Origin of the sequence: Nocardia sp. NPDC058176, assembly GCF_042883805.1 — a bacterium.
In the GTDB taxonomy this organism is placed as follows: domain Bacteria; phylum Actinomycetota; class Actinomycetes; order Mycobacteriales; family Mycobacteriaceae; genus Nocardia.
Genome location: NZ_JBHVVA010000001.1, coordinates 158,351 through 178,569, shown reverse-complemented (window position 1 = coordinate 178,569; position 20,219 = coordinate 158,351). Strand labels below are relative to the sequence as shown.

Below are 20,219 nucleotides of genomic sequence, written 5' to 3'. Positions count from 1 at the left end.
CGGATGCCGGGCCTCGTGTGGGACGCGACCCACACGTACCGGACATCTCGGACCACCGCGGGTAACAGTTCGGCAAACCGTCGCGCGGGAGCGGTTCAGCCCGCGGTGACCAGCCCTTCGGCCACCATCCAGTCGCGGGCCACGTCGGCCGGTTCACGGCCGCCGATGTCGACCTGGCGGTTGAGTTCGGTGATCACCTCGTTGGTCAGGCGCGCGGAGATCGGGGCCATGATCTCGGCGACCTCGGGGTGGGCGTCGGCGAAGTCGCCGTGCATCACCACGGCGGCGTTGTACTTCGGGAAGAAGCCCTTGTCGTCTTCGAGGAGCACCAGGTCGAGTGCGGGGATGCGGCCGTCGGTCGCGGCGACCGAGCCGAACCGGCATTGTTTGGCGTCGGCAGTGGCCTGGTAGACGAGCGGATCCTGCAGGATCTGTTTCTGCACCGCCCCGACGTCGATGCCGTACTTGCGGGCCATGCCGGGGTAGCCGTCCTGGCGCACATTGAACTCGGTGCCGACGCAGGTGGCCGCAGTGGCGGGATCCTTGGCGACGAGCTCCGCGTAGTCCGACAGCGTCCGCACCCCGGTCTGCTCGGCGGTGGTCCGGCTGGTGACGAGCGCGTAGGTGTTGTTCATCGGGGCCATCGCGGCCCACACCATGCCGTGCTCGGCCCGGTCGGCGTCGCGGACCAGTTCGAACTGTTTGCGCTCGTCCGGTTCGGGAGTCTCGTTGCCCAGGTAGTTGATCCAGCCGGTGCCGGTGTAGTCGTAGGCGATGTCGATCTGGCCGTGCAGTTGCGCGTCGCGCAGGCTGTTGGAACCCTGGATATTGGTCAGGTCACGCACATTCGCGCCCGCGGCGGTGAGCGCGAACTCGATGAGGTAGCCGAGGATGTTGGCCTCGGTGAAGTCCTTGGAACCGACCGTCACCGCGACCCCGTCGAGTTCGGGCACCGGCCCGATGCTGCCCGGCCCCACCGGCAGCGGCACCGAACTCCCCGACTGCAGACCACAACTCGCGAGCACGACGACACCGAGCACCGGGACGAGCCCGCGCAACCATCCGGCGATTCTCACCGCAACCCCTTCGGTCCGAGGAACTGTTCGGCCAGCGCGCCGAGCCAGTCGACGAACAGCGCGAGGGCGACGGCGAGGACCGCGCCGAGCGTCAACGTCACGGTGTCACGCAGCTTGTAGCCGGTGTCGATCAGGATGCCGAGCCCGCCCGCGCTCACCAGGAACGACAGCGTGGCGGTGCCGACCGCCAGCACCAGCGAGGTGCGCAACCCCGCCAGGATGTAGGGCACGGCCAGCGGGAACTCGATGCGCCGCAACACCTGCACCGCCGACATTCCCTGCCCGCGCCCCGCATCGATCACGGCGGGATCGACCTGCTGGTAGCCCAGGATCGTATTGCGGAGCACCGGCAGCAGCGAATAGAAGGCGATCGGCGCGACTCCCACCCAGAACCCGGTCGTGCGGGTGGCCAGGTAACACAGCACGATCAGGCCGATCGCGGGCGCCGAGGCCCCGATATTGGCGATACCGACGAAAATCGGGGCCAGCCGCCGGAAACGGTCCCGGGTCAGCAGGGTGCCCAGCGGCACCGCCACCACGATGACGATCAGCACCACCGTCGCGGTGATCAGCACGTGCTGCCAGGTGACCTCGGCGATGTTGCCCACATTGATGCTGGCCTGCTGGGTCAGCGTGAGATCGCGCCGAAACGCCCACACCAGCACCCCGACGGTCAGGATCAGCACGATCACCGGTTGCACGAGCAGACGCAGCAGTTCGGCCCGGCGCTGCGCACCCGGGGCAGCCACTGCGGCGGGAACGTCAACCACCGAACGAGGTTTGGCCGAGACGGAATTCGTCATGAACGAGCCCTCGCCTGCCCGGTTGACGGCACAATGCCCGTGACGGACCCGGCTACCCCGACGCTGTCGGCGATCCGGCCTCGGGGCAACGGCACCGCGGCAGCACCGGTGTCCTCGGTGGAGGCGGGAGTCATGTCGAAACCGGCTCTGCCGGAGTGGACGCGGCGAGGTGGCCGATGAGGGTGTCCACTGTGACCACGCCCGCGTAGCCGCCGGTGGGGTCGACGACCACGGCGGAGGCGGTGCGGTCGGTGAGCAGGAGGGCGAGGGCGTCCTGCAGGGTGGCATCCGCGGGCAGTGTGGTGCCGATCGGTGTGCCGAGATCACGGAGAGAATCCGCGTGGGCGAGTTCGGAGGTCGACACCCGGTACCGCGGACGGCGCTCCGGGTCGAGGACGATGCCCCACTGGCGATCGCTCGCGCGCAGGGCGGCGGCCAGGTCGGCGGGTGCGGTGTCGTCGGTGACCGCCGTGCCCTGGTCCAGGTCGATGTCGGCGAGGACGGTGAGGCCGAGGCGGTCGATGGCGGGGGTGGCGCCGACGAAACCGGCGACGGTGTCGTCGGCGGGGGCGGCCAGGATGGCTGCGGGGGTGTCGTATTGCAGGATGCGGGAGCGGTCGCCGAGGACGGCGATGCGGTCGCCCAGTTTCACGGCCTCGCCGAAGTCGTGGGTGACGAACACGATGGTCTTGCCGAGTTCGCCTTGTAAGCGCAGCAATTCGTCCTGCAGCAGAGCCCGGGTGATGGGGTCGACGGCACCGAACGGCTCGTCCATCAGCAGTACCGGCGGGTCGGCCGCGAGTGCCCGCGCCACGCCGACCCGCTGCTGCTGGCCACCGGAGAGCTGCCGGGGATACCGGTCGCGGTAGGTGGCGGGGTCGAGGCCGACGAGGGTGAGCATCTCGTCGGTGCGCGCGGCGGCACGGCGGCGATCCCAGCCGAGCAGGCCGGGCACGGTGGCGATGTTCTTGGCGACGGTGAGGTGCGGGAACAGTCCGGCCTGCTGGATCGAATAGCCGATGCCACGGCGCAATTCGTCGGCATCGATCGCCCCGGCGTCGCGGCCGCCGATGGTGACGGTGCCGGAGGTGGGTTCGATGAGCCGGTTGATCATCCGCATGGTGGTGGTCTTGCCACAGCCGGACGGGCCGACCAGCACCACGATCTCCCCCGCCGGGATGGTCATGCTGACCTCGTCGACGGCCGGATCGCGTTGCTCCGGATAGCGTTTGGTGACCCGGTCCAGGACGATCTCGACGCCGGAGACGGTCGCTGCCGTCGCCGCGGCGCTGGTTTCGGTGTCAGTCACGAATTCCCCTCGATATGGTGAGCCGTCCGAGCAGGAGCAGGACGCCGTCGAGCGCGAGCGCGAGCACGACGATGAGAACGGTGCCGGTGAGCGCCTGCGGCACCGCGTTCGGGCTGCCGAGACGCGAGAGCCCGGAGAAGATCAGATTGCCCAGACCGGGCCCCTTCGCGTAGGCGGCCAGGGCCAGGATGCCCATGATCATCTGGGTGCTCACCCGCATGCCGGTGAGGATCGCGGGCCAGGCCAGCGGCAGTTCGATCTTGGCGAGCAGGCGCAGGCGGTTCATCCCGACACCCCGCGCGGCATCGATCACCGCCGGGTCCACCGAGGACAGGCCGAGCACGGTATTGCGCAGGATGGGCAGCAGCGCGTACAGCACCAGCGCCACGATCGTCGGTCCGACGCCGAGCCCGAGGAACGGAATCAGCAACCCGAGCAGCGCGAACGAGGGCACCGTGAGAATCGCGCCCGCCGTGGCGGTCGCCGCCGCCGACCCGAGCGGACTCCGGTACACCAGCACCCCGAGCGCCACCGCGATCAACGTCGCCACCACCAGCGACTGCACCACGGCCGACACATGCAGATACGAATCGACCAGCAGCTGCTCGCGCCGGTTCACCACGAACGACCACAACGCGTCCAGGGTCTCACCTCCCCCGTAGTCCGGCGGCCCCACCGGGCCCTGCCCTCCGGAGTGCCCCACCCACCACCGGGCGAAACACGCCACCCCCGCCCCACACCGCTATCCGAAACTCGAATCCGCCTGCGCGAAAACAGCTTTCACCAGCGCCGAATCATCCTACGCGCCCCACGACCACACCGCGGCGATTCGCCCATCCCCCGCGATCGTCACAGCACGTTCCCGCCACCGAACTCGATCGCCGAACCCTCCGGATTCGGCGGCGCATACTGCCGCCACACTCCCTCGCGCACCATCCAGAGCTGAAAGTGGAAGTCGTGCTGATCCATCAGGAGCAGCTGGACCGAATCCGGTTCCACCCAGGCCGTTCCCGCGACCGCGGCCAGAACCGCGGACAAGTCCGCATGGTCGAGCACACCCGCCCACACCTCGCACTCGGGGCGTTTCGTACCGCCCCAGAGCACTGCCTCGCGCGAGATCTCCCGCAGCGAACCGCAGCCACGCAGCGATGATCCGTGTGTGCGTCCATTCGACTCCAACCAGAGGCTCAGCTGGGCAGCCTGCGGGCGATCGTCGTACGACACCGACAGCATCACGTTGGTCACCGAGCTCATCGACCGGCCTCGGCCAGTTCGGCTTTCACCACCGCGTAGGCGACGGTAGGGCTGTAGCCGCGGCGGGCGAGCAGGTCGACCAGGCGGCGGGTGGCTTTGGTGCGGTCGAGGTCGGCGGGGATCGAGCGGAGTTTGCGCCGGACCAGGTCGATGGCATCCTGTTCCTCACCCGGAACCGGCCTCGACCGGGCACGACGACCTCGGGTGCTGGACTCTTCTGTGCTGTCGGAGTTCTCGTCGGCACCGCCGGAGTCCGGCAGGTCGTCGGCGGCTGGTGGGTCGTCCGTTCCGTCGGCCCCGGATCGGTGGTCGGCCAAGGCGGGACCGGTGGGGCGAGGTGGTGTCGGCGTGCGTTCGTAGCCCGCGTCGGCGAGTTCGGTGGCGACGACGGCGAAGGCGGTGGATTGGTCGTAGCCGCGGCGGGCGAGCATGCCGACGAGGCGACGTAATGCCTTGTCGCGGTCCAGATCGCTCGGCAGGGTGCGGAGTTTGCGGCGGACCAGGTCGGCGGCGCGGGCGTGTTCGGCGTCGTCGGTGACGATCGCCAGCGCCTGTTCCACCTCGTCGGGCGCCACGCCCTTGTCGCGGAGTTCGCGTTGTAGTGCCTTCTTGCCCTTGCCGGAGTAGGTGTGTCGCGCGTGGACCCACTGTTCGGCGAAGGCCGCGTCATCGATCAGACCGACTTCGGCGAGCCGGCCGAGCGCCGCCTCGATGATCTCGAGCCGGAAACCCTTCTCGCCGAGCCGCTTCTCGAGCTCGGCGCGGCTGCGGGCGCGGACCGCGAGCAGGCGAAGACACGCGTCTTTCGCCTGTTCCAGGGTCGCACCGGGCCGGTCACCCGGGGCGAGCCGGCGTGCGCCGGCCCGCCTCTCGGGCTCTCCCGGCTCGGATCCGGCCGCCACCGGATCCGCATGCCGCCCGTCGTCACCACCGACGCCGGGCGACAGGGAGTCTTCGTCGCGCCGTCGAGACCTACGTCCCCGGCGCGGGCCGCGGGGCCGGTCCCCGCTGTCGGCGAATCCGACCGGGTGCGCGCGCTGCGGATCGCCCGCACCCGATCGAATCCCCCTGACGTCCGGCTCGACGCGCTGTTCACGCGCCGGGCGGACGAGTCCTGTCGCCGAACCATCCCGCCGATCCCCGCGTGCGGACCGCCGCGATCCGGCCTGCGCGTCGACATCCGTGCCGGTCGGTGCCTGCGGCGCGGGCTCCACCGCTATGCCGAGGCGGGCCAGCTGCCGACGCATGTCCTCGACGGGGTCGACGGCGTCGGAGGTCGGCGAACCCATCGGCTAGAAGTCGGCGGGTGCGTCGGCCTCGGCGGTCAGGTCGGCGCCGATGCCCAGCTTCTCCTTGATCTTCTTCTCGACCTCGTCGCGCACGTCGGTGTTCTCCAGCAGGAACTTGCGGGCGTTCTCCTTGCCCTGGCCCAGCTGGTCGCCCTCGTAGGTGTACCAGGAGCCGGACTTGCGGATGAAGCCGTGCTCGACGCCCATGTCGATGAGCGAGCCCTCCTTGGAGATGCCGTGGCCGTAGAGGATGTCGAACTCGGCCTGCTTGAACGGCGGGCTCACCTTGTTCTTGACGACCTTCACGCGGGTGCGGTTGCCGACCGCGTCGCTGCCGTCCTTGAGGGTCTCGATGCGGCGCACGTCCAGGCGCACCGAGGCGTAGAACTTCAGCGCCTTACCGCCGGTGGTGGTCTCCGGCGAGCCGAACATGACGCCGATCTTCTCGCGCAGCTGGTTGATGAAGATGGCCGTGGTGCCCGAGGTGCTCAGCGCGCCGGTCATCTTGCGCAGCGCCTGGCTCATCAGGCGGGCCTGCAGGCCGACGTGGCTGTCGCCCATCTCGCCCTCGATCTCGGCGCGCGGCACCAGGGCGGCGACGGAGTCGATGACGATGATGTCGATGGCGCCCGAACGCACCAGCATGTCGGCGATCTCGAGCGCCTGCTCACCGGTGTCGGGCTGGGAGACCAGCAGGGCGTCGGTGTCGACACCGAGCTTGCGGGCGTAGTCGGGGTCGAGCGCGTGCTCGGCGTCGATGAAGGCGGCGACGCCGCCCGCGGCCTGGGCATTGGCCACCGCGTGCAGCGCGACGGTGGTCTTACCCGAGGATTCCGGGCCGTAGATCTCGACGACGCGACCGCGCGGCAAGCCGCCGATACCGAGCGCGACGTCGAGGGCGATGGAGCCGGTCGGGATGACGGAGATGGGCTGGCGGGCCTCTTCGCCCAGGCGCATGACCGCGCCCTTGCCGAAGCTCTTCTCCACCTGCGCCAGTGCCAGCTCCAGCGCTTTGTCGCGATCGTAGGCCTGCGGTGCCATGTGTGGTTCCCCTTCTCGAGGTGAGTGTCTCTCTGGTTGGCGCCCACAGTAGAGGCCGGCACCGACAAGTTCTGCGCCCAGATTAGTCGAACACCCATTCGAGTCAAGCGACGCGCCCGGTGACACGCGAAGCACTCCCTCACCGGCGATCCGGCGACTACCGCTGCGGCAGCACCGAGTCGTCGCCCTCGGCGCGTGGCCCGAAGAGCCGTCGCTCGGATTCGTCGATGCGCACGTCGTTGATGCTGGCCTCCCGGCGCGCCATCCGCCCGTCCGGCGCGAATTCCCACTGCTCGTTGCCGTAGCTGCGCCACCACTGCCCCGCCGCGTCGTGCCATTCGTACTGGAAGCGCACGGCGATGCGGTTGTCGTGGAAGGCCCACAGATCCTTGCGCAGGACGTAGCCGTTCTCGCTCGCCCATTTGCGGGTGAGGAAGTCGATGATCGCGGCGTGGCCGGTGAAGAACTCGTCGCGATTGCGCCACACCGAATCCTCGGTGTAGGCCGCGGCGACGCGCTCGGGATCCCTGGTGTTCCAAGCGTTTTCGGCGGCGAGCACCTTGGCGCGCGCGGAGTCGAGATCGAACGGCGGCAGTGGTGGTCGCACGGCGAAGCCTTTCCCCGGAGGTTCGACAGATCCGAACCTAACCTTCTAATTGATCTTTGCAAGTTAGACCCTAAGGCGGTGGAACGGCGGCGTCAACCGGTGGGGTTGATAGCCTCGCCGCATGCGTGATCCCCGTCCGCACACCGGCGAACCACCCGCCCTGGACCTGCTCAACACGCGGTGGCGCGGCGGTGACCCGGGCGATCTGCTCGACGATCTCGACGGGCTGCGACTGTGGCTCGACCTGCTCGGCCTCGCCGGTCGGGTCCCCGCCGACGAGCACACCCGCCTTGCGCTGCGCACCGCCCGTGACGCCATTCACGCCGCGGTCACCACGGCCGAGTACGCCGCCGTGAACCGGGTTCTCGCGCACGGCCGGATCCGCCGTGAGCTCACCGGCGAGGGCCCGCGCGATGTCCCCGAGGTGGCCGATCCGGCGTGGCTGCCCGGCTGGCTGGCCGCCGATGATCTGCTCCGGCTCCTCGCCGAAGCGCCGCACCGCATCCGCCAATGCGCGCACCCCGACTGCGTCCTGTTCTTCTACGACACGTCCAAGAACGGCACCCGCCGCTGGCATTCCATGGCGACCTGCGGCAACCGCACCAAGGCAGCCCGGCACTACGCCAAGACCGCGGAGTGAATCCGGTTCGGCGTCAGAACAATTCGTCGAGCAGGCGGTAGTAGTGGAGCCGGTCGGGATCGAGCTCGGACAGCCCGTAGGCGGCATCGAAGGCCGCCACCGCGTCGGCGCCGAAGTCGCCGGCCAGGTCGCGGTGGGCCAGGGCGAGGTCGCGATAGCGGTCGCCGCGGCCCAGCGCACCGACATCGATGAGCACTCCCCCGGCCAGCACATTGCCCGGTGTGAAATCGCCGTGCGTGACGACCACGTCTTCCTCGGCCGGACGCCGGTCCGACAACCGCGACAGCACCTCGGCGGGGCTGAGGTCACGGTGGTCGTCGTCGAAGTCGGCGGGGTCGACGAAGCCCTCGACCACCGCGCGGCGGGCGCGCGCGAGGCTCACGTCCAGGCCGCTGTCGAACGGGCATCCGTCCACCGGGAGGTCGTGCACCCGGCGCAGCACCCGGCCCATCAGCGTGCCGACCGCGGCCGCGTCGGTGGCCTCGGTGAGCGAGCCGCCGTCGACGTCGGCGAGTACGAGGACATCCTCGGCGAAGGCCGCCACCGCGGGCACCGCGATCCCGTGGTCGCGCAACCAGGTCAGCCGCTCGTACTCGGCCACTGCCTGCGGCCCCCGCTTGATCCAGTACCCGCCCGCGCGCACGAGGTTGCCGCCGCGACCCTCGTGCTCGGCCGACCAGACGGGCGCGGGGCCGAGCAGTTCGGCGACGACCGGCGGCAGCGGCAGCGCCAGGTCGGCGAGGTGGTCGAGCGCGGTCCGGGTCGACTCGACGAGTTCGGGCTCGCCGTCGGCCACCCGTAGCCGCAGCGCCTCGTTGAGCAGCAGGCGGGCTTCGTCCGGGCGGTGCTGCTCGGCCAGCGACTTGCCGAGGTGGTGCGCGGCGAAGGAGACCAGATCCGGGTCGAGTGCCCGGCTGGCCTCGAGCGCACGCCGGTAGAGCGTCTCGGCGGGGCCGGGTTCACCCTGGTAGCGGTAGACGTCGCCGAGGTTGATCCAGACGGTGATCCGGCGCTGCTGGGTGTCGGCCAGCTCCAGCGCCCGATCGAGCCGGTCGAGTGCCTCGTCGTGGCGGCCGAGCAGCATCAACGCGATGCCGAGCCGGCGGAATCCGGCGAAGTCACGCGGGTCGGCCACGGCGACCCTGGCCGCGAGGCTCTCGGGGTCGACCGGGATCATCCGCAGCCGTTCGTCGAACCGGTACGGCCGGGTGGGCGGGTCGTGTGCTGTCACGGACATGGACCGATCACCACCGGGCCCGGGGGACATCGAAGTCGGCGCACAGGGCGCGCCACACCTCCCGCGGATCGACACCGCCATCGATCGCGGACCGCCCGGTTCGTCCCAGCGCCGGGATCACATGATCGGCCAGCAGGGCGTCGGCGCGGGCCACGCCGAACTCGGTGTGCATCAGCTCCTGGAATTCGGTCAACCGCACGCTGCCCAAGATACTCGCGCCCGGGCGCACCCGACAGGGCCACCGTCGGGGACCGTTGCCGCATCCGGCGGCAACACTGCGGCGGTCAGGCCTGAACCCGCGGCCGGTGACTCGCTCCGCGCCGCAACGGCCTGCCGGTCGCCGGATCGTGCTTCAGACCGAGGCCTGGGCGCGGTGGCAGATCTCCACCGGGTCCGCCACCTCGTCGCGGCCGTCGGCCGCCCGGCGTGCGGCGGCGGCGAAGGCCGGATCGTCGAGCACCTTGCGGACCGCCGCACCCACCGCCTCGGCGGTGAGGGGCCGCACCAGGAGCGAACTCCCCTGGCGGACGGCGCGATTGGCCAGTTCCCACTGGTCGCCGCCACCGGGCACCGTCACCACGGGTACCCCCGCAGAGAGGGATTTGGCGAGCAGACCGTGTCCGCCGCCGCCAACGACCACCGCCGCGTGGGTGAGCAGTTCGTCCTGACGACCCAGGCCCGCGGTCGCCCAGTCGGGCAGGTCGGCGGGTGGGGTGTCGAGCATCGAAACCGCCGCGCGCACACCGAGACCGGTCAAGCCGGCGAGCACGGTCTCGGCCATCGCCTCGACGCCGGTGTGCGCGGTGGAGGGCGCCACCATCACCAGGGGGGCGTCACCGGGCGGCAGCGCGAGGACGGCGTCGGTGGGCTCCCACAGCAGGGGCCCGATCACATGGGTGTCGGCGGGCCAGTCCGGCCGCTCGACCTCCAGCGCGGGCAGCGTGGCGACCAGCCGGGCGGCGGGACCGGGGTCCTCGGCGGGCAGGCCGATGCTCTCGCGGGCCTCGGAGCGCTGGCGCAGTCCGGTGCGGACCGCGCGCGCGGTCATCGTGCGCAACACCCCGTCGCGCACCCGGCCGCGCACGCCTTCGCCCGGCGCGAGCCCACTGCCGATGGGCGGCAAGGCTTTCGACGGCAGGTACAGCGGATGCGGGGACAGTTCGACCCAGGGCAGCCCGAGTCGCTCGGCCGCCATTCCCCCGCCCGCGGTGAGCACATCCGAGACGATCAGGTCCGGCAGCATCGCGCTCAGCTCGGGCAGATTCTCGGTCGCGATGTGGGCGGCGCGCTCGTGGATCCGCGCGCCCGCGTCGGTGTCGTCGTCGGTGATCCGCGGCGCCAGCCCCTTGAGCCTGCGCACGCTGATCCCCGCGGCCCGCGCCGCGTCCAGCCATCTCGGCCCGGTGAACAGCACCGGCTCGTCGCCTGCCTCGAGCAATCGCAGACACAACGCGATCGCGGGAAACGCATGCCCTGGATCGGGCCCGGCCACCACGGCTACTCGCATGCGCCTCAGCCTGCCACATCGGCGGGCGGTGTCTGTCGCCCACATCACACCCGGCCGAATCCCCGCTCGTGCGTTAACGTCACGCCGACGCGCGTCCACCGCACCACCCGGCGACTCAGGAGGAATCCGTGCGACCACATGCCCTCGACGGCGCCACACCGCCGCTCCGCGCGGTCGCTCCTGCGGCTCCGAGCGCGGAGACGGCGGGCCGACCACCGACGACCGTTTCCGAGCTGTTCGCACTGCTCGCGGCCGGCGAAAACGCCTGGGACACCGCCGATCGCAGCGGCGATCCGGTCGACATCCTCGACCACGACCGCCAGTGCGCGCAGCTGCTGCGCCGCGACCATCCCGACGACGAGGAACTCCAGGTGGCCGGGCTGGTGCACGACATCGGCCATGTGCTCGTCCCCGGTGACGACGCGGGTCACGGCCGCCACGGCGCCGACGCGGTGCGCCCGCTGCTCGGCGCCCGCGTGGCACGGCTGGTGGAACTGCACGTGGTCGCGAAACGCTTTCAGGTGGCGACGGATCCGGCGCACGCGGCGGGGTTGTCGGCGTCGAGCCGACGCACGCTCATCGCCCAGGGCGGACCGATGTCGCCCGCCGAGGCCGCTACCTTCCGCGCCGACCCGGACTTCGCCGCCGCCCTCGCGCTACGCCGGGCCGATGACGCGGGCAAAGTGATCGGGTTACCCGTTGCGCCCCTGCGGGATTGGTACCCAGTGATAGAACGGGTCGCGGCCCGAGCTCGTCGACGCTGATGCGACGATCAGCCCGCGAACGTGAACAGTTCGAAGCCGACCGCGTGGGCGGCGGGGAACCCCTCCTTGGGCCCGGTGGCCATCGTGACAACCTCGCGGACCTGCTCTTCGACCGGTACCGACGGACTGAGCACCTGCAGGTAGCGGCGGTGCGCGGCGAGCGAGGCATGCGCCTGATCCAGGTGCTCGCTCACATCGACCGCGTGGGTGACGACCGGACCGACCACCGCGGCCCAGCGCGCGGACCACGGCGCCAGATCGGCGAGTTCGGGGAAGATCCACTCATTGCCCGCGTCGGAGATGGCGTCCATCGCCGAGCGGCCGACCGCACGGTGATCGGCGCTGTTGACCAGGCCCGGTGCCCAGGTGTCACCGAAGTTGAACAGCACCACCAGCTCCGGGCGGTGCCGGCGAATCGCGGCGGCCAGATCACGGCGCAGCGCGAGCCCCTCCTCGATGCGCCCGTCCGGATGATCCAGGAATTCCACGGTGTGCACGCCGACCTCGCGCGCCCCCGCGATCTCCTCCACCTCACGCAGCGGTCCCGCCTGCGCCGGTGCCATCCCCGCGATCCCGGCCTCACCGCGGGTGACCAGCAGATAGCTGATGTCCTTGCCCTGCCCCGTCCAGCGGGCCACCGCCGCGGCCGCGCCGTATTCGATGTCGTCGGGATGCGCGACGATCACCAGGCCGCGCCGCCAGTTCTCGGGTACCTGCTCCATCCGGCCCATGGTAGGCGCCGCGCGGATCAGGGCTTGGTGAGCGGGGACTTGTCGTTGGAGCCCGAGACCGCCTTGTACAGCAGGTAGAGGCCGGTGCCGATGGCCGCGAGCACCAGCAGCGGCAGCAGGCCCTTGATCAGCGCGCCGATGATCGACAGGGCGATCCACACGACGACGACGATGCCGATGATTTTCCAGACCATGATGTGACTCCTCGCCAGTTCCGCGACCGCACTCCGGCGATCCGTCCCTTTCGATGCTGCCAGTTCCGTACCGATAAATCACCAGGTCACACTCGATATGGGGAACAATTCAGGGTTCACCCCGAGAGCGGAGCACCCCCATGGAACCCATTGTCACGATCAGCAACGGCGCGATCCGTGGCCACACCGAGAACGGCGTCACCCGCTTCCTCGGCGTGCCGTACGCGGCGGCGCCGGTCGGCGCGAAACGCTTCCAGCTGCCCGAACCCGCCCCGGCCTGGCCGGGTGTGCGCGAGGCCACCGCATGGGGCGCCACCTGCGCGCAGTCGCCGTATCCGGCGCCGATCCACGCCCTCATCGGCAGCGACGGCATCCCCGGCGACGACTACCTCAACGCGAACGTGTGGACCCCCGACCCCACCGCCACCGGGCTGCCGGTGCTGGTGTGGATCCACGGCGGCGCGTTCGTGCGCGGGTCCAATGCCCGCGCGATCTACGACGGCACCGCCTTCGCCCGCGACGGCGTGGTCATGGTGTCGATCAACTACCGGCTCGGCATCTCCGGTTTCGCCGCACTCGACGGCGCCCCGCTCAATCGCGGCCTGCACGATCAGATCTTCGCGCTGCGCTGGGTGCGCGAGAACATCGCCGCCTTCGGAGGCGATCCCGGCAATGTGACCGTCTTCGGCGAATCCGCGGGCGGGATGAGTGTGGCGGCGCTGATCGCCGCACCGCAGACCACGGGCCTGTTCCGCCGGGCGATCATGCAGAGCGGCAACGGATCGGTGGCCGCGAACGCCGAGGACGCGCGCACGGTGGCCGCCGCCCTCGCCGCCGAGCTCGGGATCACGCCGACGGCCACCGATTTCGGCGCCCTCGGCCCCGATCAGCTGCGCGCCGCGCAGAACGCGATCGCCCTCGCCGTGATGACCGACCCCGATCCCCAGCGCTGGGGCACCTCGGTGATCGAGCGGGGCCTTGGGATCATGAGCCTGTTCCCCGTGATCGACGACGACATCGTCCCCGGCCTGCCGACCGATGTGCTGGCCGCGCACCCGGACCGCGCGGTCCCGCTCATCGCGGGCACCACCGCCGACGAGTTCCGTTTCTTCACCGTCCCCACCGGGATCGCCGCCGCCGTCACCGCCGAGACGCTGCCGTTCGTCCTCGCCCGGTACGGCATCGATGCGGCAGTGGCACAGACCTATTCGGCCCAGCGCCCCGATGCCACGCCCGCCGAGATCTTCAACGCGATCCTCACCGACTGGTGCTTCCGCTCCGGCACGGTCGAGTTCGCCGAGGCCAACGCGGCCGCCGCACCCACCCACGTCTACGAATTCGCCTGGCCCACCGACCTTCCCGGACTCGGCGCCTGCCACGTCCTGGAAGTGCCCTTCGTCTTCGACGTGCTCGCCGGTGCCCACAGCATCACCGGCCCCACCCCGCCGCAGTCGCTGGCCACCGAAATCCACACGGCCTGGGTGCGGTTCGCGACCGACGGCGATCCCGGCTGGGCCGCCTTCGACAGCGCGACCAAGAAGGCGCGGATCTTCGACGCCCCGCGGTCCTCGACGGTGGCCGATCCCCGCGCGGCCGAACTCGACGCCCTGCGCCGGGCCACCACCCGCGCCTGAACGACCCGGCACCGCGACGACTCGGCCCCGTCACTCACCGAGAGTGACGGGGCCGAGAACGATGTGGTCGGGCTCAGTGCGGCGGCGTGCCGACCGGCCGATCGGCCAGATCGGTCAGTGCCTGCGCCCAGCCGTCGAGGCGATCGGCCGCCTCGCGCAGGTCGGCGACGATGCCGTTGAACTGGTAGGCGACGACGGTGTCCTCCGGCACGGCGAGAATGCGGGCCGCGGCGGCCACCAGCTGTTCGTATTCGATGACACCGGCGTCCAGTCGCGTCTGCACGCCGGTGACGGTGGTCTTCAGTGCGGCGACGGTCTCGGGGTTGGCGCGGCCGACGGTGTCGGCGGCCTGTTCCATCGCCGTGACATCGCTGGCGAGGGCGTGCAGGGCGGCCGCACCGGAGCGGGCCGTGTCGAGCAGGTCGCGCAACTCGTCCTCGGGCAGGCGCCGGGTGCGCGCGATCTGGGTGCCGAGGCCGTGCAGGGCCCGCTCGGCGCGGATCAAGCGCTGGATGGGGGCGCGGGCCGCCGAGCGCAGCCCGGGGGTCTTGCGGGCGACGAAGGCCGCCTGCGGCAGGGGCTGGCCCCGCAGGTGCAGATAGCGCCGGGCGCTCAACGCGGTACCGGTGACGAAGGCGACGGCGCCACCGCCGATCACGACGACCGCCCAGGCCGGGGCCGACACCACGGCCAGGCCCACCGCGCCCACGGTGGTGATCCCGGAGGCGGTGCCGAGCTGGAAGCTGCGCCTGCGGGCCCGACGGCGACGGCGCAGTTCCCGTTCGCGCGGATCGGCCCAGCGGCGCACCGCGACCATCGCCTGCTCGCCGACATCACGCAAAGTGGCGGGCACCCCGGCGGACGCGCGCACGACCGCGGCGGGGTCGACGATCTCGGCTCGTTCGCGCCGTGTTCTCCCGCTCATCCCCTCGTCCTTCCGCGATCCGCTGATGGCGCGGTCACCTGGCGTCACCGCCGGGTCACCGCGCCCTCGGGCGAACCTGCGCTCCTACTGCTGAGCCGCCTGGCCCTTGTTGATCTGCGGCGGCGCGGCCTGCGGCTGCGCCGGGTCGACCGCCGCGGTGTTCCCGGTGGGCAGGGCGTCACCGCGCATCGAGGCGCGGATCTGCTCGAGCTTGCTGTGCCCGGCCATCTGGATGCTGGCCTGCTGCACCTCCATCATGCGACCCTGCACCGAATTCTGCGCCAGCTCGGCCGAACCGAGCGCGTTGGCGTAGCGACGCTCGATCTTGTCGCGCACCGCGTCCAGGCTGGGCGTGGAGCCCGGCGCGGACAGGGTGGAGTCCATCTGCTGCAGCGAGGCCGAGACCTGCTCCTGCATCTTGGCCTGCTCGAGCTGGCTGAGCAGCTTGGTGCGCTCGGCGACCTTCTGCTGCAGCATCATCGCGTTCTGCTCGACCGCCTTCTTGGCCTGGGCCGCGGCCTGCAGGGACTGGTCGTGCAGCACCTTGAGGTCTTCCACCGACTGCTCGGCGGTGACCAGCTGCGCGGCGAACGCCTCGGCGGCGTTGGTGTACTGGATCGCCTTCTCGGTGTCGCCGGCGTTGGCCGCCTGGTCGGCCAGGGTGACGGCCTGCCGGGCATTGGCGTTGAGTTTCTCGACCTCGTCGAGCTGGCGGTTCAGCTTCATCTCCAGCTGACGCTGGTTACCGATCACCGATGCCGCCTGCTGCGACAGCGCCTGGTGCTGACGCTGCGCCTCCTCGATAGCCTGCTGAATCTGGACCTTCGGATCCGCATGCTCTTCGATCTTGGAGTCGAAGAGGGCCATCATGTACTTCCAGGCCTTCACGAACGGATTAGCCATCGATTGATCCCGCCTCCATCTGTGCGTCGCTCGTGTGCGACTGGTGGTGCGCGACCGTCACGCACCAGATATGTGCTTATCCTTCACCATGCGGCACCCGGACCGGTCTCCCCGGCCCAATCGACGCCTGAAGAGAATCTATCGGTTCTCGCCAGCGGTGTGCAGCGTCTCGCGCGTCCGGCACGGGGTTCGCCGCGTCACATCCCCTTCACCAATACCAGCATCTCGGCTCTGGGCGCCGGGATGACGATGCGGGTGTCTTCGGCGATGCCGATTCGGGCGCCCTGTTCGGCCGACGCGCTCGCGGTGGCGGCCGGCTCGGTATCGGCCGGTTCGGCGGCCGGGGCGGGCTCGGCCGCGGCGGGCTCGCGCTCGGCGGCGGGGCCGGTCAGCGCGGGTTCGCGCGGCGCGGCGCCGTCGGCGCCCGCCATGATCGTGCTCACGTCCCACAGCACCCGCGACAGCGGCACGTCCAGTGCCTCGCAGATGGCGGCGAGCAATTCACTGGAGGCTTCCTTGCGGCCGCGCTCCACTTCCGACAGATAGCCGAGGCTCACCCGCGCCGAGGTCGACACCTCGCGCAGCGTTCGATGCTGGGCGAGACGCGCACGCCGCAGACTGTCCCCGATTGCCTCCCGCAGCAGCGTCATCTCGTTCTCCTCCACCTCGTGTCACCACCGTAGCGGTGCTCACCTCTTTCTGGCACAACGTCGTGCATCGGCCGGTGGTTCCCGAGTCCGGTCAGTTCCGCTCCGGAGCCGGGTCCGGTGTCGCCGCGATCACACAGCGCAGCAGCTCATGCACCGCGCTGTGCACCGCACCGATTCTGATCGTCCACCGGTCACCGTCCAGTTTCAACCGGACCACTTCGCTCACGCTCGGACCGGACAACCCGAGGTATACCGTGCCGACCGGATGTCCGTCCTGGGAATCGGGTCCGGCGACCCCGGTCAATCCGACGCCCCAGTCGGCCGCGCACCGCTGTCGCGCCCCCTGCGCGAGCTGCTCGGCGGTCGAGGCCGCGACCGGCCCGTCCAGCCGCAGCACCCGCTCGTCGACGCCGGTCAGGTGGTTCTTCAGGTCGGTCGCGTAGACGATCAGGCCGCCGCGAAGAACGGCGCTGGCGCCCGGAACACCGGCGATGGTGGCGGCCAGCAGACCCGCGGTGAGCGATTCCGCGGTCGCCACTGTCTGCCCGGCCGCGTTCAGGGCCCTGACCAGTTCGGCGACGGGCGCGCCCGTGCCGAGGGGGTCGCTCACGAGCGGGACTCGCCGCGCGCGCGTCCTCCCGCGAACCACAGCCGGGCCGCCTGCCCGACGTAGTCCAGGCCGGTGACCACCGTCAGCACGACGGCCAGATACATCAGGACCATCCCCGCGGTGGCGAAGGCGCCCGACAGCGGCAGCACCAGCAGCGCGATGGCCACCGACTGCACCAGGGTCTTGAGCTTGCCGCCGCGACCGGCCGGGATCACCCCGCGCCGCACGACCACCAGCCGCAGCAGTGTGATTCCGATCTCACGGCCACAGATCACCAGGGTGATCCACCAGGGCAGATCCCCCAGGATCGAGAGTCCGATCAGGGCCGATCCGATCAGCGCCTTGTCCGCGATGGGGTCGGCCAGCTTGCCGAAATCGGTGACCAAGCCGTATTTGCGGGCCAGTTGCCCGTCGAAGCGATCGGTGATCGCGGCCACGCCGAACACGGCCGCGGCGATGATCCGCCAGCGGGTGTCCTGGCCGTCGGCGACGAACAGCGCGAGCACGAACAGCGGCACCAGCACAATGCGCGCGACGGTCAGCACATTGGCGATGTTGAGCAGCGGAACCTGCGGTTCGGCCCGCTCCGCCACCGCGCGTGGCGGTGCGTGCGCACTCGACCCGCGATCGATTTCTTCGGGTCGCACGCTCATGCCCCGCCCTCTCGGCACTCACCGGCACTGCGCCGAGATCCAGCAATTTCGCGCGTGGTTTGCTCGCGCGGTCGCAACCGTCCGATCCGGTCGTCGGGCCCGGCGCGATGCGGTGAGCGGAACGACAGGATGTGCGGCACATGTTCAGACTATCGGTAACCGGGCCGACTACTGTGCACCCCATGACCTCACGGGGACCACTGAGTGGTTCGACCAGCGACGCGCATCCCGTCGCGCCCACTGTGGCGCCTGTCTCGCACCTGGTCGTCCGACGAGCGCGTACCTCCGATGTCCCCGAGATCAAGCGCCTGGTCGACGAGTACGCCGGCCGGATCCTGCTGGAGAAGAATCTGGTCACCCTGTACGAGGCCGTGCAGGAGTTCTGGGTCGCCGAGCTCGACGGCCGGGTCGTCGGTTGTGGCGCATTGCACGTGCTGTGGGCCGATCTGGGCGAGGTGCGCACGGTCGCGGTCGATCCGGTGGTGAAGGGCCGCGGGGTGGGCGGCGCGGTGGTGCAGCACCTGATCGCGGTCGCGCGCGAACTGCAGTTGCAGCGGGTGTTCGTGCTGACCTTCGAGGTGGACTTCTTCGGCAGGCACGGTTTCGTCGAGATCGACGGCACACCGGTGACCGCGGAGGTCTACGCCGAGATGTGCCGGTCCTACGACACCGGTGTCGCCGAGTTCCTCGACCTGAGCTTCGTCAAGCCCAACACCCTGGGCAACACCCGCATGCTGCTGACGCTCTGATTCCCGCTCGATCGCGCCCGGAGCAGCCGGGCACCGCCGCAGAAAGTGATACGACCGTGCCGATTTTCGCCGTCCACTACACCTACACCGACGCCACCGCGGCCGACCGCGCCACCCATCGCCCGGAGCACCGGGCTTGGCTCAACGCGCTGGTCGACGCGGGGACCGTGCTCAGCAGCGGCCCGTACCCGGACGGTACGGGCGCGCTGCTGCTCTTCCGGGCCGAGGACGCCCCCTCGCTGACCGAGTTGCTCGGCCACGATCCGTTCGCCGAACGAAACCTGATCGAGGCCGTGCGCGTCGTCGAGTGGCTGCCGGTGATGGGCGCCTTCGCCTGAGCGAAGCTACTTCTTCACCCCGTTGCGGGTGCGGATCAGGCTGGCCACCGTCGCGATGATCAGGATGCCGATGATCACCGACAGCGACAGCGCGGTGGAGATCTCCGGCACGCTCACGTGCTCGCCACCGTTGATGAACGGCAGCGTGTTCTCGTGCAGCGCGTGCAGCACCAGCTTGACGCCGATGAAGGCCAGGATCGCGGACAGGCCGTAGGACAGGTACACCAGCCGGTCCAGCAGGCCACCGATGAGGAAGTACAGCTGGCGCAGGCCCATCAGGGCGAAGGCGTTGGCGGTGAACACCAGGTACGGCTCTTTGGTGAGGCCGTAGATGGCCGGAATCGAGTCCAGCGCGAACAGCAGGTCGGCGAAGCCGATGGCGAGCAGGGCCAGCAGCAGCGGGGTCACCACCCGCTTGCCGTCGATCTTGGTGATCAGCTTGTCGCCGTCGTAGTGGTCGGTGGTCGGCAGGAAGCGCTTGGCCAGCACGACGATGCGGCTGTCGCGTTTCTCCTCGTGCTCGGCCTCGTGCCCGCTCTCGCGCAGCAGGTTCACCGCGGTGTAGATCAAGAACGCGCCGAACAGGTAGAACACCCAGCTGAACGCGCTGATCGCGGCCGCGCCGACGGCGATGAAGCCGGCGCGCATGACCAGCGCGAGCACGATGCCGATGAGCAGCACCTTCTGCTGGTAGATCCGCGGCACCGCGAAGGTGGTCATGATGATGAGGAAGATGAACAGGTTGTCCACCGAGAGGGCCTTCTCGGTGACGAAACCGGCGTAGTACTCCCCCGCGTAGGTTCCGCCCCATTGCCAGGCGACGAACAGGCCGAACAGCAGCGCGATGCTGATGTAGACGGCCGACCAGAAGCCCGATTCCTTGAAGGTGGGCTCGTGGGGGGTGCGCACGTGCGCGAAGAAGTCGAAGACGAACAGTCCCAGGATCACCAGCGCGGTGATCACCCAGACGAGCGCGGTCACCTGCATGTAGTGGTCCGATCGAAGTAGTTCATGCCGCCCATCATGCCCGAAATGTCCATTTCAGCCAGTACCGCGTGGATGTGTGCCCGCCATGATTTCACACACAGGCCGCCCGGCCCATTTCCGCCCGGGCATCCGCGCCGAAAAACCCGTACCGCCACCGGGGATCGCGCTGCTACCGTCATCGCACCGACCGAATCCACCGGCACCCGCGAGAGGAGCGAGCCGTGACCGAACCCACCGCGCAGTACCAGCGCCGGGCGCCGATGCACCGGCTGCCCGCGAATGCCGGTCCACCGCAACGCCGTTCACGCGTCCGCGGCG

At 70.1% G+C, this 20,219-nt stretch carries 23 protein-coding genes and 1 pseudogene; 5 read left to right on the top strand and 19 right to left on the bottom strand.

From position 1 onward, the window contains the following. Window positions 1–95 precede the first annotated feature (95 nt). The 8 genes and pseudogenes from ACFVVM_RS00775 to ACFVVM_RS00740 form a co-directional block, all read right to left on the bottom strand. The gene (locus ACFVVM_RS00775; protein ID WP_387611503.1) at window positions 96–1,076 is read right to left on the bottom strand and encodes a glycine betaine ABC transporter substrate-binding protein; all 981 of its coding nucleotides are present in this window, start codon (window positions 1,074–1,076) and stop codon (window positions 96–98) included. Next, entirely contained in the window at window positions 1,073–1,879 is an 807-nt protein-coding gene (locus tag ACFVVM_RS00770; RefSeq protein WP_387611501.1) for an ABC transporter permease, read from the bottom strand. The genes ACFVVM_RS00775 and ACFVVM_RS00770 overlap by 4 nt, the downstream gene beginning before the upstream one ends. 130 nt (window positions 1,880–2,009) lie before the next feature. After that, the gene (locus tag ACFVVM_RS00765) at window positions 2,010–3,188 is read right to left on the bottom strand and encodes an ABC transporter ATP-binding protein (RefSeq protein ID WP_387611498.1); all 1,179 of its coding nucleotides are present in this window, start codon (window positions 3,186–3,188) and stop codon (window positions 2,010–2,012) included. Then, window positions 3,181–3,831, bottom strand: a complete 651-nt coding sequence (locus ACFVVM_RS00760; RefSeq protein WP_387616679.1) for an ABC transporter permease — start codon at window positions 3,829–3,831, stop codon at window positions 3,181–3,183. The genes ACFVVM_RS00765 and ACFVVM_RS00760 overlap by 8 nt, the downstream gene beginning before the upstream one ends. A gap of 206 nt (window positions 3,832–4,037) precedes the next feature. Beyond that, window positions 4,038–4,442, bottom strand: a complete 405-nt coding sequence (locus ACFVVM_RS00755) for a squamosa promoter-binding protein 15 (protein ID WP_387611496.1) — start codon at window positions 4,440–4,442, stop codon at window positions 4,038–4,040. A gap of 353 nt (window positions 4,443–4,795) precedes the next feature. Further along, a pseudogene (gene recX, locus ACFVVM_RS00750) lies at window positions 4,796–5,344 on the bottom strand (recombination regulator RecX); the annotation flags it as partial. Window positions 5,345–5,734: 390 nt separating this feature from the next. Next, window positions 5,735–6,772, bottom strand: a complete 1,038-nt coding sequence (gene recA, locus ACFVVM_RS00745; RefSeq protein ID WP_387611493.1) for a recombinase RecA — start codon at window positions 6,770–6,772, stop codon at window positions 5,735–5,737. A 157-nt stretch (window positions 6,773–6,929) separates the two neighbouring features. Further along, a complete protein-coding gene (locus tag ACFVVM_RS00740) occupies window positions 6,930–7,379 on the bottom strand; it encodes a nuclear transport factor 2 family protein (RefSeq protein WP_387611491.1) in 450 nt (149 codons plus the stop codon). Window positions 7,380–7,500: 121 nt separating this feature from the next. On the opposite strand from ACFVVM_RS00740, the gene ACFVVM_RS00735 reads away from it, so the two are divergent. Then, window positions 7,501–8,019 (top strand): CGNR zinc finger domain-containing protein, encoded by a 519-nt coding sequence (locus ACFVVM_RS00735; RefSeq protein WP_387611488.1) that lies wholly within the window; start codon window positions 7,501–7,503, stop codon window positions 8,017–8,019. 13 nt (window positions 8,020–8,032) lie between these two features. Here the strand turns inward: ACFVVM_RS00735 and ACFVVM_RS00730 are convergent, their stop codons facing one another. The 3 genes from ACFVVM_RS00730 to ACFVVM_RS00720 all read right to left on the bottom strand — a co-directional run bounded on the left by ACFVVM_RS00730 (window position 8,033) and on the right by ACFVVM_RS00720 (window position 10,763). Beyond that, window positions 8,033–9,256 carry a tetratricopeptide repeat protein gene (locus tag ACFVVM_RS00730; RefSeq protein ID WP_387611486.1) on the bottom strand — a complete coding sequence of 408 codons (1,224 nt, stop codon included), beginning with the start codon at window positions 9,254–9,256 and terminating at the stop codon, window positions 8,033–8,035. A 7-nt stretch (window positions 9,257–9,263) separates the two neighbouring features. After that, the gene (locus ACFVVM_RS00725; protein ID WP_387611483.1) at window positions 9,264–9,455 is read right to left on the bottom strand and encodes a DUF3046 domain-containing protein; all 192 of its coding nucleotides are present in this window, start codon (window positions 9,453–9,455) and stop codon (window positions 9,264–9,266) included. 153 nt (window positions 9,456–9,608) lie between these two features. After that, window positions 9,609–10,763, bottom strand: a complete 1,155-nt coding sequence (locus tag ACFVVM_RS00720) for a glycosyltransferase (protein ID WP_387611480.1) — start codon at window positions 10,761–10,763, stop codon at window positions 9,609–9,611. A gap of 128 nt (window positions 10,764–10,891) precedes the next feature. On the opposite strand from ACFVVM_RS00720, the gene ACFVVM_RS00715 reads away from it, so the two are divergent. Next, complete coding sequence (locus ACFVVM_RS00715; RefSeq protein WP_387611478.1) at window positions 10,892–11,527, top strand: HD domain-containing protein; 636 nt, start codon at window positions 10,892–10,894, stop codon at window positions 11,525–11,527. Between the two features lie 8 nt (window positions 11,528–11,535). Here the strand turns inward: ACFVVM_RS00715 and ACFVVM_RS00710 are convergent, their stop codons facing one another. Together ACFVVM_RS00710 and ACFVVM_RS00705 are read right to left on the bottom strand one after the other, a co-directional pair. After that, window positions 11,536–12,249, bottom strand: coding sequence for a PIG-L deacetylase family protein (locus ACFVVM_RS00710; protein ID WP_387611475.1), 714 nt, complete (start codon window positions 12,247–12,249; stop codon window positions 11,536–11,538). Between the two features lie 26 nt (window positions 12,250–12,275). Continuing rightward, window positions 12,276–12,452, bottom strand: a complete 177-nt coding sequence (locus tag ACFVVM_RS00705; RefSeq protein ID WP_387611473.1) for a hypothetical protein — start codon at window positions 12,450–12,452, stop codon at window positions 12,276–12,278. A gap of 140 nt (window positions 12,453–12,592) precedes the next feature. Between ACFVVM_RS00705 and ACFVVM_RS00700 the strand changes: the two genes are divergently transcribed. Then, window positions 12,593–14,086, top strand: coding sequence for a carboxylesterase/lipase family protein (locus ACFVVM_RS00700; RefSeq protein WP_387611470.1), 1,494 nt, complete (start codon window positions 12,593–12,595; stop codon window positions 14,084–14,086). A 73-nt stretch (window positions 14,087–14,159) separates the two neighbouring features. Here the strand turns inward: ACFVVM_RS00700 and ACFVVM_RS00695 are convergent, their stop codons facing one another. From ACFVVM_RS00695 to pgsA, 5 genes are all read right to left on the bottom strand, one after another. Further along, on the bottom strand, window positions 14,160–15,011 hold the full coding sequence (locus ACFVVM_RS00695) for a hypothetical protein (protein ID WP_387611467.1): 852 nt from the start codon (window positions 15,009–15,011) through the stop codon (window positions 14,160–14,162). 84 nt (window positions 15,012–15,095) lie between these two features. Beyond that, on the bottom strand, window positions 15,096–15,914 hold the full coding sequence (gene pspA, locus ACFVVM_RS00690) for a phage shock protein PspA (RefSeq protein WP_387611464.1): 819 nt from the start codon (window positions 15,912–15,914) through the stop codon (window positions 15,096–15,098). 197 nt (window positions 15,915–16,111) lie between these two features. Continuing rightward, window positions 16,112–16,564 carry a helix-turn-helix domain-containing protein gene (locus tag ACFVVM_RS00685; RefSeq protein ID WP_387611461.1) on the bottom strand — a complete coding sequence of 151 codons (453 nt, stop codon included), beginning with the start codon at window positions 16,562–16,564 and terminating at the stop codon, window positions 16,112–16,114. A 91-nt stretch (window positions 16,565–16,655) separates the two neighbouring features. After that, complete coding sequence (locus ACFVVM_RS00680; protein WP_387611458.1) at window positions 16,656–17,174, bottom strand: CinA family protein; 519 nt, start codon at window positions 17,172–17,174, stop codon at window positions 16,656–16,658. Then, window positions 17,171–17,827: a CDP-diacylglycerol--glycerol-3-phosphate 3-phosphatidyltransferase gene (gene pgsA / locus ACFVVM_RS00675; RefSeq protein ID WP_387611455.1), complete on the bottom strand. Its 657-nt coding sequence runs from the start codon at window positions 17,825–17,827 to the stop codon at window positions 17,171–17,173. The genes ACFVVM_RS00680 and pgsA overlap by 4 nt, the downstream gene beginning before the upstream one ends. A 182-nt stretch (window positions 17,828–18,009) precedes the next feature. On the opposite strand from pgsA, the gene ACFVVM_RS00670 reads away from it, so the two are divergent. Both ACFVVM_RS00670 and ACFVVM_RS00665 read left to right on the top strand, forming a co-directional pair. After that, window positions 18,010–18,576 carry an amino-acid N-acetyltransferase gene (locus tag ACFVVM_RS00670; protein ID WP_387611453.1) on the top strand — a complete coding sequence of 189 codons (567 nt, stop codon included), beginning with the start codon at window positions 18,010–18,012 and terminating at the stop codon, window positions 18,574–18,576. A 56-nt stretch (window positions 18,577–18,632) separates the two neighbouring features. Beyond that, entirely contained in the window at window positions 18,633–18,914 is a 282-nt protein-coding gene (locus tag ACFVVM_RS00665; protein WP_387611450.1) for a YciI family protein, read from the top strand. A gap of 6 nt (window positions 18,915–18,920) precedes the next feature. Here the strand turns inward: ACFVVM_RS00665 and ACFVVM_RS00660 are convergent, their stop codons facing one another. Then, window positions 18,921–19,901 (bottom strand): TerC family protein, encoded by a 981-nt coding sequence (locus tag ACFVVM_RS00660; protein ID WP_387611447.1) that lies wholly within the window; start codon window positions 19,899–19,901, stop codon window positions 18,921–18,923. Window positions 19,902–20,219 lie beyond the last annotated feature (318 nt).

What these genes read in the sequence shown, in the direction of transcription:
- recA (WP_387611493.1), bottom strand. Translation starts at nt 6,772, where the DNA reads ATGGCACCGCAGGCCTACGATCGCGACAAAGCGCTGGAGCTGGCACTG.
- pgsA (WP_387611455.1), bottom strand. Translation starts at nt 17,827, where the DNA reads ATGAGCGTGCGACCCGAAGAAATCGATCGCGGGTCGAGTGCGCACGCA.
- ACFVVM_RS00720 (WP_387611480.1), bottom strand. Translation starts at nt 10,763, where the DNA reads ATGCGAGTAGCCGTGGTGGCCGGGCCCGATCCAGGGCATGCGTTTCCC.
- ACFVVM_RS00700 (WP_387611470.1), top strand. Translation starts at nt 12,593, where the DNA reads ATGGAACCCATTGTCACGATCAGCAACGGCGCGATCCGTGGCCACACC.
- ACFVVM_RS00705 (WP_387611473.1), bottom strand. Translation starts at nt 12,452, where the DNA reads ATGGTCTGGAAAATCATCGGCATCGTCGTCGTCGTGTGGATCGCCCTG.
- ACFVVM_RS00730 (WP_387611486.1), bottom strand. Translation starts at nt 9,256, where the DNA reads ATGTCCGTGACAGCACACGACCCGCCCACCCGGCCGTACCGGTTCGAC.
- ACFVVM_RS00710 (WP_387611475.1), bottom strand. Translation starts at nt 12,249, where the DNA reads ATGGAGCAGGTACCCGAGAACTGGCGGCGCGGCCTGGTGATCGTCGCG.
- ACFVVM_RS00660 (WP_387611447.1), bottom strand. Translation starts at nt 19,901, where the DNA reads ATGCAGGTGACCGCGCTCGTCTGGGTGATCACCGCGCTGGTGATCCTG.
- ACFVVM_RS00685 (WP_387611461.1), bottom strand. Translation starts at nt 16,564, where the DNA reads ATGACGCTGCTGCGGGAGGCAATCGGGGACAGTCTGCGGCGTGCGCGT.
- ACFVVM_RS00670 (WP_387611453.1), top strand. Translation starts at nt 18,010, where the DNA reads ATGACCTCACGGGGACCACTGAGTGGTTCGACCAGCGACGCGCATCCC.
- ACFVVM_RS00770 (WP_387611501.1), bottom strand. Translation starts at nt 1,879, where the DNA reads ATGACGAATTCCGTCTCGGCCAAACCTCGTTCGGTGGTTGACGTTCCC.
- ACFVVM_RS00735 (WP_387611488.1), top strand. Translation starts at nt 7,501, where the DNA reads ATGCGTGATCCCCGTCCGCACACCGGCGAACCACCCGCCCTGGACCTG.
- pspA (WP_387611464.1), bottom strand. Translation starts at nt 15,914, where the DNA reads ATGGCTAATCCGTTCGTGAAGGCCTGGAAGTACATGATGGCCCTCTTC.
- ACFVVM_RS00695 (WP_387611467.1), bottom strand. Translation starts at nt 15,011, where the DNA reads ATGAGCGGGAGAACACGGCGCGAACGAGCCGAGATCGTCGACCCCGCC.
- ACFVVM_RS00755 (WP_387611496.1), bottom strand. Translation starts at nt 4,442, where the DNA reads ATGAGCTCGGTGACCAACGTGATGCTGTCGGTGTCGTACGACGATCGC.